Here is a 15,609-nt window from a genome sequence, read left to right as displayed (position 1 = left end):
CTCACTCCGCGCTTGCGACCAGCTTGATGCGCGGCTCGGCCGCTTCCATCAGGTCGCGATAACAGTTGAGGTAGTCGAGCGCCATGCGGCGCGCGGTGAAGCGGGTCTCGAACCGCTTGCGGATCGTCTGCCGGCTCAGCGCCGGAAGCCGGCCGACCGCGCCGACGGCGCTGGTCTCATCCTCGACGATGAAGCCGGTCAGGCCATCCTCGATGATCTCCGGCACCGAGCCGCGGTTGAAGGCGATGACCGGCGTGCCGCAGGCCATGGCCTCGATCATCACCAGGCCGAACGGCTCCGGCCAGTCGATCGGCAGCAACAGGGCGATGGCGCCGCTCAGAAACTCCGGCTTCTCGCGGTCGCTGATTTCGCCGATGAAATCTACCAGGGGGTTGTCCACGATCAGCGGACGGATGACCGCCTCGTAATATTCCTGGTCGGCGCGGTCGACCTTTGCCGCCATTTTCAAGGGGATGCCGCAGCGCATCGCGATCTTGATGGCGCGGTCGACCCCCTTTTCCGGCGCGATGCGGCCGAGCACCGCCAGATAGGACGGGTTGACCGCCTGCGGGGTCAGCAGGTTCTCCGGCAGGCCGTGATGGATCGTCTTCACCCAATTCGCCTGCGGCACCGGACGGCGCTGGGCGTTGGAGATCGAGATCACCGGCACTTCCGGGAACGTATCGAACACCGGTTGGTGCTCGGGAAGGTCCAGCCGGCCGTGCAGGGTGGTCACGAACGGCGTCGGCTGCCGCTGGAACAGCGACCACGGATAATAATCCAGATGGAAGTGGAGGAAGTCGAACTCCTCCTGATCGCATTTCTGTCGGACGCGCTCGAGCAGCACCATGTGCAGCGCGTTGGGATCGCGGACCGATCCATCCAGCCGCAATGCTTTCGGCCAGGTCGCCTCCAGCTTGCCCGAGGTCTGCGAGTCCCCACTGGCAAACAGGGTAACGTCGTGGCCTAGCGTGACCAGTTCTTCAGTCAGCCAGTGCACGACCCGTTCCGTCCCGCCATAGAGCTTCGGGGGAACAGCCTCCGTCAGTGGCGCAACCTGCGCGATGCGCATGCTTTCGTCTCCTCTGTGTGATGTGGGATAATCAAGCCCAACCCCATTTGTCCGGCACCGGCATGCCGTAACGGGAACGTTCCCGCACGTGCGAAGTTCCTTTGCTGTGTGGGTCGTTCTTTCTTCCTTCACAGTGTGGTCTTGCTGATGCCATTTGCCGCGAACAAATTTTCGCAACTATCGGTGCTGCAGAATTGTTGCGCAGTGATGGCTTCGCGGTACGAAACATCGATCACTGTCCCTCACGGAATCGTGTGCGGGGCGGTTCACTAAGAAATTCACCTTGCTGCTCAACAGGTTTGCAGGCGCACATGGACAATCTTTCAGGATACGCGCACCGCCCCTTTCCTTTTGTGCTGCGCTATCTGCGGCGGCGGCCCGCATCACACGCCGTAATATTGGGGTGCGTTCTCGGCGCGGTTGCCTGCTCCGTAGGCACGCAGTACGGGGTGAAGAACCTCGTCGACAGCCTATCGGGCGGTCCGGCTCAGGCCGGCGGCGTATGGCTGGCATTCGTTCTGCTCATGTCACTGATCGCGGCAGATAATTTTCTGTGGCGGATCGCAAGCTGGATCGCGAGCTACGCTTTCGTCGGCGTCACCGGCGATCTTAGGCGCGACCTGTTCCGCCACCTCACCGGTCATGCGCCGAGCTACTTTACCGATCGCCTGCCAGGCATGTTGACCAGCCGGATCACCGCGACCTCGAACGCGGTCTATACGGTCGAGAACATGTTTGTCTGGAACGTGCTGCCGCCATGTGTTGCGACCTTCGCCGCGATCGCGCTGATCGGGACTGTAAGCCTGACCATGTCGGCGGTGCTGATCGTCATTGCGGGAACCATGGTGTTCGCGATGTTCCGCATGGCAGCCGCCGGCCGGCCGCTGCACGATGATTATGCCGACAAGGCGGCCGCCGTGGATGGCGAGATGGTCGACGTCATCAACAACATGCCGCTGGTGCGGGCGTTCTGCGGATTGAGCTTCGAGCACGCCCGGTTCGACGCGACCGTGAACCGGGAACTGATCGCCCGGGGCCGCAGCCTGCGCTACCTCGAAAAGCTGCGGCTCACTCATGCGGCGGTGACGGTGGTCCTCACCATCTGCATGCTGGCGTGGGCGGTCAACCTTTGGCAGCAGGGCGCCGCCACCACCGGCGACGTCGTGCTGGTCTGCACGCTCGGGATCTGCATCCTGAGCGCGACGCGCGATCTGGCCGTGGCGCTGGTCGATGCCACCCAGCATGTCGCCCGCCTGATGGAGGCGCTCGCGACGCTGCTGACCCCGCATGAACTGAAGGATCACCCGGAGGCCGAAGCGTTGATCAAGAGCGGGGCTGCGATCGCCTTCAACAACATCTCGTTCCAGTACCCCGGCGGCATGCAGGTGTTCGACAAGTTCAACCTGCGTATCCAGCCCGGTCAACGGGTCGGGCTGGTCGGGCAATCCGGCGGCGGCAAATCGACGCTGTTCACGCTGCTGCAGCGCTTCTACGACGTGGAGCGCGGCAGCATCACCATCGACGGCCAGGATATTGCGCGGGTCACGCAGCAGAGCCTGCGCGAGGCGATCTCGGTGGTGCCGCAGGACATCTCGCTGTTCCACCGCTCGATCATGGAAAACATCCGCTACGGACGGCCGAACGCGACCGACGACGAGGTGCTCCGCGCGGCGATCGCAGCGCGCTGCGACTTCATCGAGAATTTACCGGAGGGTATGGATACCATCGTCGGCGACCGCGGCATCAAGGTGTCGGGCGGGCAGCGCCAGCGCATCGCAATCGCCCGTGCGTTCCTGAAAGACGCGCCGATCCTTCTGCTCGATGAAGCGACCGCGGCGCTTGACAGCGAGTCCGAGGAGGCCATACGTGAAGCGCTGTCGCGCCTGATGCGCGGGCGCACCGTGGTCGCGATCGCCCATCGCCTGGCCACGTTGCGCAGCTTCGATCGTGTGGTCGTGCTGCAGGGCGGCCGCATCGTCGAGGACGGGCCGCCCGATATCCTCGTGCAGGGCAGGGGGCCATACCGCGAACTGGTGGTGCGCGAAATGGGCCGCCTCGCCACCCAGGCTGCCTGATCCACAATAGTCGCGTATAGTCAGCGTCCATCGCAAACCCGAGAGAGAGACGCTCGAGGTCTAAATGGCAGCGGAGATCGTTACGCAGATTTCGACCGTGCGTGTCGTCGAGCAAATCGCGGAATCGCCCTTCTACATTCCGATGACCGGTCCCGCCGCGAGGCCGCGGCGGTCGCTTAAGCATGACGACACGTTCATCGTGCTCGACAGCCATGGCGACATCGGCGCTTCCGCCGGCGGACCCGACGGCCTGTTCAACGCCGATACGCGCTATCTCGCGCGGCTGGAAATGGTGCTCGACGACGTGCAGCCGCTGTTGCTCGGCTCGAATCTGCGCGATGACAACTCGGCGCTGACTGTCGATCTCACCAACTCCGACGTCTATCGGGGCGGCCGGCTGATGCTGCAGAAGGACACGCTGCACATCGTGCGCTCGATCTTCCTCTGGCGCGGCACCGCCTATCAGCGCATCGGTCTGCAAAATCACGGCGATCGGCTGGCGAGCTTCGATCTCACCTTGCTGTTCGACAATGATTTTGCTGATCTGTTCGAAGTGCGCGGCGAGCGCCGGCCCCGGCGTGGCGTAGGCTCGAGCAGGTTGCTCGGCCCGACCGACGTCGTGCTCGAATATGTCGGACTGGACGAACAGTCACGGATCACGGCGCTGCATTTCGATCCCAAGCCGACGCGGCTCGCGGTCAATGCCGCGACCTATCATTTCGAACTGGAGCCCAAGGCGGTCACCTCGCTGTTCATCGCGGTGTCCTGCAACAAGCCGGTCATGCACAAGCCGGTGCCGTTCTTTCGCGGGCTGCTCGCGCATCGCCGTGAGATGCGGCGCTCGACGGCTGGTGCAGCCAGCATCGAGACCTCGAACAACATCTTCAACGAGGTGCTGTGCCAGGCAATGGCCGACCTCAACATGCTGATGACGGAGACGCCGCAGGGCCGCTATCCCTATGCCGGCATCCCTTGGTACTCCACGACGTTCGGCCGCGATGGATTGATCACCGCGTTGCAGATGCTGTGGATCGATCCGCGCATCGCCAAAGGCGCCTTGAAGCGGCTTGCGTTCTTCCAGGCCAAGAGCGTCGATCCGCTTTCCGATGCGGAGCCCGGAAAGATCCTGCATGAGATGCGCGGCGGCGAGATGGCGGCGCTGCGCGAGGTGCCGTTCGCGCAATATTACGGCAGCGTCGATTCGACGCCGCTGTTCGTGCTGCTGGCCGGCCATTATTTTGAGCGCACCGGAGACGAAGCGACTCTTGCGGAACTCTGGCCCTCGATCGAGGCGGCGCTGCAATGGATCGACGGCCCCGGCGATCCCGATGGCGATGGTTTCATCGAATATCAGCGCGCGACCGAGCAGGGCCTCGCCAACCAGGGCTGGAAGGACTCCTACGACGCCATCTTCCATGCCGACGGCAGGCTGGCGGAGGGTTACATCGCGCTCTGCGAAGTGCAGGGCTATGTGTTCGCGGCCAAGCGGCTGCTGGCCAGGGTGGCGCGCCGGCTCGGCTATGCCGACAGGGCAGAGAAGCTCGACAAAGAGGCCGAGACGCTGCGCCAGCGCTTCGAGGACGCCTTCTGGTGCGAGGAACTCGGAACCTATGCGCTGGCGCTCGATGGCAAGAAGGAACCCTGCCGGGTGCGGACCTCGAATGCCGGCCAGCTCCTGTTCACCGGCATCGTGCGCGAAGACCGCGCGCGGCTGGTCGCAGCCGACCTGATGAGCCAGAGCTTCTTCTCGGGCTGGGGCATCCGCACGGTCGGCAGGAATGAGGTCCGTTACAACCCGATGTCCTATCACGATGGCTCGATCTGGCCGCACGACAATGCGCTGATCGCGCTCGGCTTCGCGCGCTACGGGCTGAAACACTCAGTGGCGCACCTGTTCAAGGGGCTGTTCGACGCCGCCAGCTACATGGATCTCCGGCGTTTGCCCGAACTGTTCTGTGGGTTCCAGCGCGAAAGGCGGCGCGGACCGGTGCTCTATCCGGTAGCCTGTGCGCCGCAGGCTTGGGCGAGTGCGACCCCCTTTACGCTGGTGGAGGCGGCGCTGGGGCTCGAATTCGACGCCGCGCGCGGCGAGATCAGGCTGCGCGATCCGCGCTTGCCGGAATTCCTAAATGAGGCGATCCTGCGCGACCTGCAGCTCGGCGCCTCCAGCGTCGATCTGCGAGTCCGCCGCCATAATGGCGAAGTGTCGCTGGAAGTGCTGCGTACACGCGGTCAAATCCAGGTGTCGATCGTGCTGACGCATTGAATGTCGGCCAGAATGTCTAGCTTTATTCCTGGATTGGAGGCCCCCGATGTGGGCGAACATGGTGATGACAATTATTGCCGCGGTCTTTGCCGCAATTGCGGCCGCCCAAGCGGCCGATGATCCGGCGGCACCGGCGCCGGCCAAACCCCCGGCTGCGCAAAAGGAACCGGCGCCTCCACCCTCGGTGACGGTGATCGGCGCCAGGGATGCGCATGGCATTCTCGGACGCGACGTGCGCAGCGCCGCCAATGAGGACATGGGACGAATTGTCGACGTGATCGTCGATCGCGAAGGCACCGTGCGCGCCGCTGTGATCGACTTCGGCGGCTTCCTCGGTGTCGGCAGCCGCAAGATCGTCGTTGACTGGAATGCACTGCATTTCGGCCAGGTCGCCAACAAGAGCGACAGTATCACGCTCGAACTGAACAAGGAGCAGGTGAGCGCGGCGCCGGAATACAAGGAGGATACGCCTCTCATCGTGCTCGGCGCTGCCGGCAGTTTGCGTCCATGGCAATATGACCATTAAAGTCGGAGATACATTGATCGCTCGTCCCTCCTCTTTAACGGACAGGATTGGCGGCGATCGCAGGCGGTCGACGGCGGACGATCACGGTGCGCCACTGGTTCCGGAGTTGCCGGCACCCGAGCCGTCGCGCAAGCCTTCATCCCAGAGCCAGCGCGGTTTAGACTGGTTCATCTTTTTCCTGGCCGATGTGCAGACCGGGTTCGGCCCGTTCGTGGCGGTCTATCTGACCACGCAGAAATGGACCCAGGTCGAGATCGGCTTCGTGCTCTCGATCGGCGGCATCATTGCGTTGCTGGGGCAGATGCCGGGCGGCGCCATCGTCGATGCGGCGCGCTCCGAAAAAATGGTCGCCGGGCTCGCGGTCGCGACCATCGGCTGCGCCGCGCTGGCCTATGCGGTGTGGCCGATCTTCCCGATCGTGGTGGCGGCAGCGACCCTGCACGCGCTCGCAAGCTGCGTGCTCGGGCCGGCGATCGCGGCGATCAGCCTCGGCTTGGTGGGGCCATATGCGATCAGCGAGCGGCTCGGGCGCAATGCCCGCTTCGCCTCGCTCGGCAACGGTTCGGCGGCAGCGCTGATGGGCGCCGCCGGGTATCTGATCTCGAGCCGTTCCGTGTTCCTGGTCACCTTCATCCTCGCGATACCGACCTTGATCGCGCTGTCGCGGATTCGCGAGAAGGAGATCGATATCGCGCAAGCCCATGGCGCCGTTGTCCGCGAGGTGCCCGACAAGAAAGCGACCAGCGTGTTCGCGCTGTGCAGCAAGCGGGCATTGCTGATCTTCGCCGTCAGCATGCTGCTGTTCCAACTCGCGAACGCGGCGATGCTGCCGCTGATGGCGGGCGTGGTGACGATGCGATCCAGTCAGTGGGCGCCGGTGCTGATCGCGGCCTGCATCATCGTGCCGCAGGCGATCGTGGCGCTCGCCTCGCCTTCGGTCGGACGCAAGGCGCAGGCCTGGGGCCGGCGGCCGCTGCTCCTGCTCGCCTTCGGCGCGCTCGTGATCCGCGGCGTGCTGTTTGCGACTGTGCACGATCCCTATCTGCTGGTGGCCGTGCAGATCTTCGACGGCATTACCGCGGCGGTATTCAGCGTCATGGTGCCCTTGATCGTGGCGGACGTCGCCTTCGGCAGCGGGCATTTCAACCTGGCGCAGGGCATCATCGGCACCGCGGTCGGAATCGGCGCATCGCTGAGCACAGTGCTCGCCGGCTATGTCAGCGACAAGTTCGGCAGCAACATCGCTTTCCTGGGCCTCGCGGGCATCGCCTCGCTCGGCCTCCTGATGATCCTCTTGATCATGCCCGAGACGCGACGAACGGCGCCGGCGTGAGTCCCCGCAGCCCGGGTTGCGCTGCGCTCCACCCGGGCTACGGCTCTACGAGATGGCCTGCGGCAGCGCCAGCTTGCGATAGAGCGCGCCGTACAAGGCGGCCGAGATGCTCCAGCTAAAGCTCCGCGCCATGGCGCTGCGGCGCATGGCGTCGAGCCGGTCCTTGGCGACGAACGCCTCGAACGCGCGGTGCACGCCGCCGAGGAAGGATTCCGCCGATGGCTGCGCGAACAGGAATCCAGTCTCGCCGTCCTGGATGGTCTCGGCCAGCCCGCCGGTCTGGTGGCCGATCGGCAGTGAGCCGAAGCGCTGCGCATACATCTGGCTCAGGCCGCAGGGCTCGAAGCGCGACGGCATCAGCGTGAAATCGCTGCCGGCAAAGATCCTTCGCGCCTGGGCGTCGTTGAAGCCGATCGCGACCCCGATCGCGTCCGGCCGCCGCCGGTGTGCTTCCACCAGGGCCTGCTCGATTCCCGGCTCGCCGGAGCCGGTGACGACGATCTGCCCGCCGGCCGCGACGATCTCATCGGCCGCAGACAGCACGAGATCGACGCCCTTCTGGTGCACCAGGCGGGCGACCAGGCCGAACATCGGGCCGCGGGAGACGGCAAGGCCAAACTGCTTGCGGACGTAATCCGCATTGGCCTGCTTGCCGGCCCAGTCGCCGACACCGAACTGCTGCGCGAGCTTGGCGTCAAAGCGCGGGTCCCAGCTCTCGTCGATGCCGTTGAGGATTCCGGTGAGCTGCGCGGCGTCGGAGCGGATGCGCAGCAGGCCCTCGAGCCCGCAGCCGAGCTCTGGCGTCGTGATCTCCTTGGCATAGGTCGCGCTGACGGTCGTCAGATGCGAAGCATAGACGATGCCGCCCTTGAGGAAGGACAGCTTGTCGTAGAACTCGAGCCCGTCGATGTGGAAGGAGCTTTCCGGCGCGCCAATCCGCCGCAACGAGTCTTTCGGGAAGAGTCCCTGATACGCGAGATTGTGGATGGTCAGGATCGAGGGGATGCGCGCGCCGCGCCAGGCCAGATAGGCGGGCGCCAGCGCGGCCTGCCAGTCATTGGCGTGGACGAGGTCGGCTGCCCAATTCTTGTCCAGACTGCCTGCGGCGAGTTCTGCCGCGGCCGACGCGAATCGCCCGAAGCGGATGTCGTTGTCCGGCCAGTCGCGTCCACTCTCGTCGCCGTAAGGGTTGCCCGGACGGTCATAGAGCTGTGGGCACAGCACGACGTAGACCGGCATGCCGTCGCGGGTCGAGGCGCGGCCGATCGAGCATGCGGGCATCTCCGCAAGCGGCGCGCATTCGCCAACGATTTCAATATGAGTGAGTTGCTCGACCACGTCCCGATATCCGGGGAGCATGATCCGGACATCGCTCAGGGGACGCAGGGCTCTGGGAAGGGCGGCTGAAACAGCAGCAAGGCCGCCGACGCGGACGAAATCGTCCATTTCAGTGGTGATGAATAAGACCCTCAAAAAAGCGCCTCGCTCCAACCTGTAAACGACTATGCAAAAATGGTTCCAGTTTTCCTTTGACGAAAATCAAAGGGCCCGCCCAGTCCGGTCTGGTTCAGACGTTTCCCTGTAGAAGCCGCTCCACCTTCTTGTTTGAGCATGGTCCCGGCGCAAGCGCTTCGCGTTTGTCGCGAGGGAAAACCGGTTTCCACTTTTCCGGATCATGCTCTAGGTTCACGCCGCGCCGATAAAAGGTACGGCTCGAGGGAGCTTTGCGAATGACGATAGTCGAGAACGATGAGGGCTATTTGACAAAGAGCCTGGGCGGCCTTCGTGTGCTTGATTTTTCGACGACGATCGCCGGCCCTCATTGCACGCGCATGCTTGCCGATCTCGGAGCGGAAGTCATCAAGATCGAGCCTGCTGAAGGCGAGATGATGCGTACCCGCCCACCGATGCGTAAGCTTTGCTCGACCGCGTTCGGCCAGCTCAATGTCGGCAAGAAGAGCCTGACGCTCGACTTGAAGTCGGCGGAAGGGGTGGAGGTGGTACGCCGCCTCGTCGCGACCGCCGACATCTTGGTCGAGAATTTCCGCCCCGGCGTGATGCAGCGCTTGAAGCTCGATTACGCCAGCCTGCGCGGGCTCAACCCGCGGCTGATCTATTGCTCGATCTCCGGCTACGGCCAGACCGGGCCGTCGGCTGGCCTGCCGGCCTATGCTCCGGTCATCCATGCCGCCTCCGGCTACGACATGGCGCATCTGGCCTACCAGGCCGGGCGGAGCAGGCCCGACTATTGCGGTATCTACATCGCCGACGTGCTGAGCGGCGTCTATGCGTTTGGCGCGATCGGAGCGGCGCTGCATCAGCGGCACAGCAGCGGGGAGGGCCAGCACATCGACGTCTCCATGCTCGAAGCGATGCTGAGCCTGACCTTGAACGAGGTGCAGTGGGCGCAGTTCAAGGTGCGGCCAACGGCGCGGCCGATGTTCGGCCCTGTTGAGACCTCCGACGGCTACGCCATGGTCGCGATCGCCAGCGAGAAGACGTTCCAGAGCTTGATGCAGGTGATCGGTCGTCCCGAATGGGTGAGCGATCCACGATTCGCCAAATATTCCGACCGCCGGGAAAATTGGGCGGCCCTGATGGATGGCGTGGAGGATTGGTCGCGCCGGGTGACGACAGAACAATGCCTCGCCGCGCTCAATGAGGAGGGCGTGCCCTCATCCGCCTATCGCACGGTGGAGCAAGCGCTGGCCGATCCGCAGCTCGCGCATCGCGGCGCTCTGGCCGAGGTCGAGGACGGCGGCGGGACCTTCAAGGTGGTCAACCTGCCGTTCCGGATGTCCGGCGCGAAGGTTGCAGCCGTAAAGCGAGTGTCGACGCTCGGCGAGCACACCCGCGCCTATCTCAAGGAGGCGGGCCTGTCCGACGCGGAGATTGCCGCATTCGCAGGCTAACAGCCGGCAAGGCTGATCGTCGCCCGCCGAGGTTTGTCTCGCGTCGGCAGACGTGGCAATGTTGCCGTAACAACAAAGAATGTTGGGAGAATAAAGATGAAGAGTTTCCAGGTTGCCGAGTTCAACGCCCCCTTGAAGGAAGTCGACCAGCCGACGCCGGAGCCGACCGGGACGCAGGTGCTGATCAAGGTGAAGGCGGCCGGCATCTGCCACAGCGATCTGCATATCTGGGAAGGCGGCTACGATCTCGGCCACGGGCGCAAGCCGCTGTCGCTGAAGGATCGCGGCGTCTCGCTGCCGCGCACGATGGGGCATGAGACCGTCGGCGAGGTGGCGGCGTTCGGGCCGGACGTGAAGCCGGGCGACACCGGTGGCCTCAAGGCCGGCGACGTGGCGCTGGTTTATCCCTGGCTCGGCTGCGGCAAATGCCCGACTTGCCTCGCCGGCGACGAGAATATGTGTGCGGTCAAGCCGAACTCGCTCGGCGTCTATTGCGACGGCGGCTACGCCGATCACATGCTGGTGCCGCATCCAAAGTACCTGCTCAACCTCAACGGGCTCGATCCCGTCACCGCCGCGCCCTATGCCTGCTCGGGCGTGACCACCTACAGCGCACTAAAGAAGGTCGAGTTCGCCTTCGATTCGCCGATCGTGATCATCGGCGCCGGCGGCCTCGGCCTGATGGCGCTGTCGCTGCTGAAGGCGATGGGTGGCAAGGGGGCGATCGTTGTCGACATCGACGCGCGCAAGCGCGAGGCGGCGGAAGCCGCCGGCGCGCTCGGCACTGTCGACGGCGGGGCGGGCGATGCGCTGGAGCAATTGGCGAAGAAGGCGGGCGGCCCGATCCGCGCGGTGATCGACCTGGTCGGCAACGCCCAGACCACGCAACTCGGCTTCGACTGCCTGGCCAAGGGCGGCAAGCTCGTGATCGTCGGCTTGTTCGGCGGTGGCGCGACCTTCGCGCTGCCGCTGATCCCGATCAAGGCGATCACGATCCAGGGCAGCTATGTCGGCAACCTCCGCGAGACGCAGGAACTGCTCGACCTGGTCCGGACCAAGAAGATTGCGCCGATCCCGGTGACTCCTGTGCCGCTCGCCAAGGCCTATGACTCCCTGCTCGAATTGCAGAAGGGCAAACTAGTCGGCCGCGCCGTGCTGACGCCGTAGGCCGCCACCGTACTCCGCCGTCATGCCCGGGCTTGTCCCGGGCATCCACGTCTTATGGTCGTTCAGCGGTAAGAACGTGGATGGCCGGGACAGGCCCGGCGATGACGAGTTCAAAAACCTTCATTGTTTCGAATGGGGGAATCCCATGTCCGCAAACAACGCCCTCCACATCGCAGTGCTCGGCGGCGACGGCATCGGTCCGGAGGTGATGGCGCCGGCACTCGAAGTGTTGCGCAAGATCGAGGCGGCGACCGGGCTTCGATTCCGCTTCACCGAGGCACCCGCGGGCGCCAACCATTACCGAGAGACCGGCGTCTCGCTGCCGGAATCGACGGTGAGGCTGTGCGAGGAGGCGGATGCGATCCTGTTAGGAGCCTGCGGCCTGCCGTCGGTGCGCTACCCCGACAACACCGAGATCGCGCCGCAGATCGAGTTGCGCTTCCATTTCGATCTCTATGCCGGCGTGCGGCCGGCGCGGCTGATTCCGGGGGTGCCAAGCCCGATCGTCGGCGCGGAGCAGCGCGGCATCGACTTTGTCGTGATCAGGGAATCGACCGAAGGCCTGTTCGCCTCGATGGGCAAGGGCGTCGTCACCGAGGATGAGGCGCGCGAGACCATGCTGATCACGCGCAGGACCTCCGAGCGCCTGTTCGAGTTCTCGTTCCGCCTCGCCGAACGCCGCCAGGCGCGCGGCCGCGTTGGCGGCGGACTGACCTGCGTCGACAAGGCGAATGTGTTCAAGGCCTTTGCATTCTTCCGCGGCATCTTCGACGAGACCGCAAAGCGGCATCCGGATGTCAGGGCGGATCACCTTTATATCGATGCCTGCTCGGCGCTCATGGTGAAGCGTCCGTGGGATTTCGACGTCATGGTGACGGAGAACATGTTCGGCGACATCCTCTCCGACCTTGCTGCCGGACTGATCGGCGGTATGGGCATGGCGCCGTCAGCCGACATCGGCGACCGCTACGCGGTGTTTCAGCCCTGCCACGGCACCGCGCCCGATATCATGGGGCAGGGCAAGGCCAATCCGACTGCGATGATCCTGTCGGTCGCGATGATGCTGGACTGGCTTGCCGACAAGCATGGGCTGGAGAGCGCGGCGCAAGCCGGTGAACGGATCGAGCGCGCCGTCGACAAGGCCTATGCCGGCGGCATCAAACCGATCGAGATCGGCGGCGGCAACGGCACCGCCGACATCGCCAAGGCCGTGCTGGCGCTGTTGTAGCTTCGAACCCGCGAGAAGAGGGGCCCGACGGTCGCGCGACCGATTGTCGCTCTCGGCATCGATGCTGGAACGGACGCGCTTCTGCAAAAGGGCCAAATGCAAAAAGCGCCGCCATCGCGATGGCAGCGCTTCAGCAAAGCCTCGATCCGAACCAACGCATAGCCCGGTGCAGCGTTTTGCCACGGTTCGACGCGCTTGCGCGGATCGATGCGGTCCGCGCCACGAAACGGAGAAGGGCCGACGGCTCAGCCTTCGTTCGCGGCGATCGATTCCATCAGGGACACCAGTTGACGTTGAACCGTCTGGTCCTTGATCTTGCTGTAGGCTCGCAGCAACCTCAGGCTGAAAGCGCTGTCCAGGAAGAGGAGGCTTTCGACCTCGCGCGACTTGTTGTCGCCGTCGTAGAAGAACGTGACAGGCACGTCGAGCGCGGCAGCGATCTGCTGAAGGCGAGCAGCGCCGACACGGTTCACGCCCTTCTCGTACTTCTGGACCTGCTGGAAGCTGACGCCGAGCTTTTCGCCCAGCTCCGCTTGCGAGATCTTTTGCTCCACACGCCGCAGGCGAATCCGTTTGCCCAACTCAATGTCGGGCTTGCCGGCACTGCGTTGCTTCATCTTCTTTGCTGCTGATCTGTTCATTCTGGTTACCCGTCCTTCAAATCGGGAGGCCCTGCGCAGATTGGTCAGGGATTCGTCCATACTTCAGCGTTAACTTTGTCCGGATCGTGAGTTCGTCTCGCGAACCACGGTACTCCAAGCAGACTGTCGAATGGTAGCCAAACGCCGCGTGCTTTGGAAGTATCCAGATACCGGCGTGGTCAGACTACCTAAAGTCGTCAACGCCCGAGATAACTTACGATATCCCGCACTGTGTATTTGGCAAAATATTGGACAAACCACAACTACTACGGGTTGGGTCGACACAGATTTTGAACGCATGCTTACTACCGGCCTCTGCATGCGTGGTTCTACCTCCCGTACTTGTACGGGACCTGAACGGCTCTGGATTTGGCCAAAAAATGACAGCGGACATAGCCGCGTGGCGCATCCCTCCCGCGCGTTAGGCGCATTAGAAGGAAAACAGAGCACCAATCACCCGCTGGACAATTTCGCAAAATTTCTGGATCATCTGTTCATTCACGCGCCCGACCACCCGCAGACCTTTGTGGAGAGGCTCATGAAGCGAAGAAATGAAACGCCGCGAATCTATCTCGCAAGCTCGGGAGCGGAAGAAATGCCGGTTGTCCATACCGAAGAACGGTTGCTCTCGCTGCTTGCGACGCTTGAGGAGTGCAGGGACTTCCTCACGGACAAGGCAAGTCCGGAAACGGCGCGTTTGCTGTCGCTGGCCATCCTCGAACTCAGGATGGAGCTGCATCAGGTGACCGACGCCGAGCTCAAGGCGCTGTGCGACCTGATGACTCCGGAGGAGCGGCCGCCGCAGGAAGTAAGGTCGGCCTCCGGCAAGCCGCTGCCGCCGTATCTGAAACTGGTCAAATAGCGCTCGTTTGCGCGTAGCCCGGATGGAGCGCAATCCGGGGCCTAGCCAGATCGTGTGGCGCCCCGGATTACGCTGCGCTCCATCCGGGCTACGATTCACCTCACCCCGCCGTCACGTCGACCAGCTCGTCGCCGTCGAGGACCCGCGTGGCCTTTTCGCGGTCGAGATCGCCTTCCCACGCCGCCACCACGACTGTCGCAACGCAGTTGCCGATCAGGTTGCCGACGGCGCGGGCCATGCCAATGAACCAGTCGACCGACAGCACCAGCACGAGGCCGATGGCGGGAATGGTCGGCACCGCATTCAGCGTCGCCGCCAGGATCACGATCGCCGAGCCCGGCACGCCATGCGCGCCCTTTGAGGTGATCAGGGAGACGCCGAGCACCAGCAACAGATCGCCGAACGACAGCGGCGTGTTGGTCGCCTGCGCGATGAACACCACCGCCAGCGTGAGATAGATCGAAAAGGCGTCGAGGTTGAACGAATAGCCGGTCGGGATCACCAGCCCGACGACGGAGTCCTTGACGCCCAACCGCTCCAGCTTGCGCATGATCTGCGGCAGCACCGCGTCGGACGACGCAGTCGCCAGCACGATGGTCAATTCCTCGCGAAGGTAGGCCAGGAATTTGAGGATATTGATGCCGGCCAGGGCCATGACGCCGCCGAGCACGCCGAACACGAAGATCGCGACCGAGATGTAGAACAGCGCGACCAGCGAGACCAGTTGCTTGAGCGAGCCGACGCCGTATTTGCCGACCGTATAGGCCACCGCGCCGAGCACGCCGAGCGGGGCGGCGCGCACGATCAGCCCCATCGCGCGGAACAGCACCGCCGAGACAGCGTCGATCATGGAGGTGACCTTCTCGCCCTTTTCGCCGCCGACCAGCGCCAGGCTGACGCCGAAGATCACCGCGAAGAACAAGACCTGCAGCACGTCGTTGCGCGCCAGCGCATCGAAGGAGGTGGTCGGAATGATGTTCAGGAGGAAAGCGCCGATGCCGCCGCCCTGCAGCTTGTGGGCGTTGTCGGCATAGGTGTTGAGCGCTTTGGCATCGAGCGTCGAGGTATCGATGTTCATGCCATGGCCGGGCCCGAACAGATAGGCCAGCAGGAGGCCGACGACCAGCGCGATCGTCGTCATCGCCTCGAAATAGATCAGCGCCTTGACGCCGACGCGACCGACTTTCTTCAGGTCGCCGGCGCCGGCAATGCCGTGCACGACCACGCAGAACACGATCGGTGCCACGATCATCGAGATCAGCTTGAGGAAGGCGTCGCTGAAGATCTTCAGCCCGATCGCGAAGTCGGGGGCGATCACGCCGAGCGCGATGCCGAGCAGCAGCGCGGCAAGCACCTGGACGAAGAGGGATGTGTAGAGCGGCTTGCGGGTTTCGGTAGCTGCTGCGGCTGTGATGCTCGACATGGTCTGCTCCCATGGGTTTTGCCCATGCGTAGCAACTTGCATGCCAAGCACGCGTCGCGACGGTTGGAAAGCTGTCGAAGTTCCGCGGCGCTTCACGCGATGCG

12 protein-coding genes are annotated in these 15,609 nt (G+C 63.9%); 8 read left to right on the top strand and 4 right to left on the bottom strand.

Going from position 1 to position 15,609, the window contains the following annotated elements; all coding sequences use genetic code 11:
* Window position 1 precedes the first annotated feature (1 nt).
* Complete coding sequence (locus ACZIRK_RS00870) at window positions 2–1,072, bottom strand: glycosyltransferase family 4 protein (RefSeq protein WP_028163060.1); 1,071 nt, start codon at window positions 1,070–1,072, stop codon at window positions 2–4.
* A gap of 311 nt (window positions 1,073–1,383) precedes the next feature.
* Here ACZIRK_RS00870 and ACZIRK_RS00865 point away from each other — a divergent pair, with 311 nt between their 5' ends.
* From ACZIRK_RS00865 to ACZIRK_RS00850, 4 genes are all read left to right on the top strand, one after another.
* Window positions 1,384–3,147: an ABC transporter ATP-binding protein gene (locus tag ACZIRK_RS00865; RefSeq protein WP_463326749.1), complete on the top strand. Its 1,764-nt coding sequence runs from the start codon at window positions 1,384–1,386 to the stop codon at window positions 3,145–3,147.
* Window positions 3,148–3,211: 64 nt separating this feature from the next.
* On the top strand, window positions 3,212–5,413 hold the full coding sequence (locus ACZIRK_RS00860; protein WP_463326748.1) for an amylo-alpha-1,6-glucosidase: 2,202 nt from the start codon (window positions 3,212–3,214) through the stop codon (window positions 5,411–5,413).
* 46 nt (window positions 5,414–5,459) lie between these two features.
* Window positions 5,460–5,939: a PRC-barrel domain-containing protein gene (locus ACZIRK_RS00855; RefSeq protein ID WP_456643517.1), complete on the top strand. Its 480-nt coding sequence runs from the start codon at window positions 5,460–5,462 to the stop codon at window positions 5,937–5,939.
* Entirely contained in the window at window positions 5,929–7,272 is a 1,344-nt protein-coding gene (locus ACZIRK_RS00850; RefSeq protein WP_130222306.1) for an MFS transporter, read from the top strand. Before ACZIRK_RS00855 ends, ACZIRK_RS00850 begins: the two co-directional genes overlap by 11 nt.
* Window positions 7,273–7,317: 45 nt before the next feature.
* Here the strand turns inward: ACZIRK_RS00850 and glgA are convergent, their stop codons facing one another.
* Window positions 7,318–8,745 carry a glycogen synthase GlgA gene (gene glgA / locus ACZIRK_RS00845; RefSeq protein ID WP_130222308.1) on the bottom strand — a complete coding sequence of 476 codons (1,428 nt, stop codon included), beginning with the start codon at window positions 8,743–8,745 and terminating at the stop codon, window positions 7,318–7,320.
* 257 nt (window positions 8,746–9,002) lie between these two features.
* Here glgA and ACZIRK_RS00840 point away from each other — a divergent pair, with 257 nt between their 5' ends.
* The 3 genes from ACZIRK_RS00840 to ACZIRK_RS00830 all read left to right on the top strand — a co-directional run bounded on the left by ACZIRK_RS00840 (window position 9,003) and on the right by ACZIRK_RS00830 (window position 12,579).
* On the top strand, window positions 9,003–10,184 hold the full coding sequence (locus ACZIRK_RS00840) for a CaiB/BaiF CoA transferase family protein (RefSeq protein ID WP_130222310.1): 1,182 nt from the start codon (window positions 9,003–9,005) through the stop codon (window positions 10,182–10,184).
* A 96-nt stretch (window positions 10,185–10,280) separates the two neighbouring features.
* Window positions 10,281–11,351: an alcohol dehydrogenase gene (locus ACZIRK_RS00835; protein WP_463326747.1), complete on the top strand. Its 1,071-nt coding sequence runs from the start codon at window positions 10,281–10,283 to the stop codon at window positions 11,349–11,351.
* Window positions 11,352–11,496: 145 nt separating this feature from the next.
* The gene (locus tag ACZIRK_RS00830; RefSeq protein ID WP_463326746.1) at window positions 11,497–12,579 is read left to right on the top strand and encodes an isocitrate/isopropylmalate dehydrogenase family protein; all 1,083 of its coding nucleotides are present in this window, start codon (window positions 11,497–11,499) and stop codon (window positions 12,577–12,579) included.
* A gap of 245 nt (window positions 12,580–12,824) precedes the next feature.
* Here the strand turns inward: ACZIRK_RS00830 and ACZIRK_RS00825 are convergent, their stop codons facing one another.
* The gene (locus ACZIRK_RS00825; protein WP_130222530.1) at window positions 12,825–13,220 is read right to left on the bottom strand and encodes a helix-turn-helix domain-containing protein; all 396 of its coding nucleotides are present in this window, start codon (window positions 13,218–13,220) and stop codon (window positions 12,825–12,827) included.
* 130 nt (window positions 13,221–13,350) lie between these two features.
* On the opposite strand from ACZIRK_RS00825, the gene ACZIRK_RS00820 reads away from it, so the two are divergent.
* Window positions 13,351–14,082, top strand: coding sequence for a hypothetical protein (locus tag ACZIRK_RS00820; protein ID WP_463326745.1), 732 nt, complete (start codon window positions 13,351–13,353; stop codon window positions 14,080–14,082).
* Between the two features lie 100 nt (window positions 14,083–14,182).
* Here ACZIRK_RS00820 and ACZIRK_RS00815 read toward each other — a convergent pair whose 3' ends face one another.
* Window positions 14,183–15,505, bottom strand: a complete 1,323-nt coding sequence (locus tag ACZIRK_RS00815) for a dicarboxylate/amino acid:cation symporter (RefSeq protein WP_028163071.1) — start codon at window positions 15,503–15,505, stop codon at window positions 14,183–14,185.
* Between the last annotated feature and the right edge of the window lie 104 nt (window positions 15,506–15,609).

The organism is Bradyrhizobium sp. Leo114 (assembly GCF_055229415.2).
This window is presented reverse-complemented; position numbering and strand designations above follow the sequence as displayed.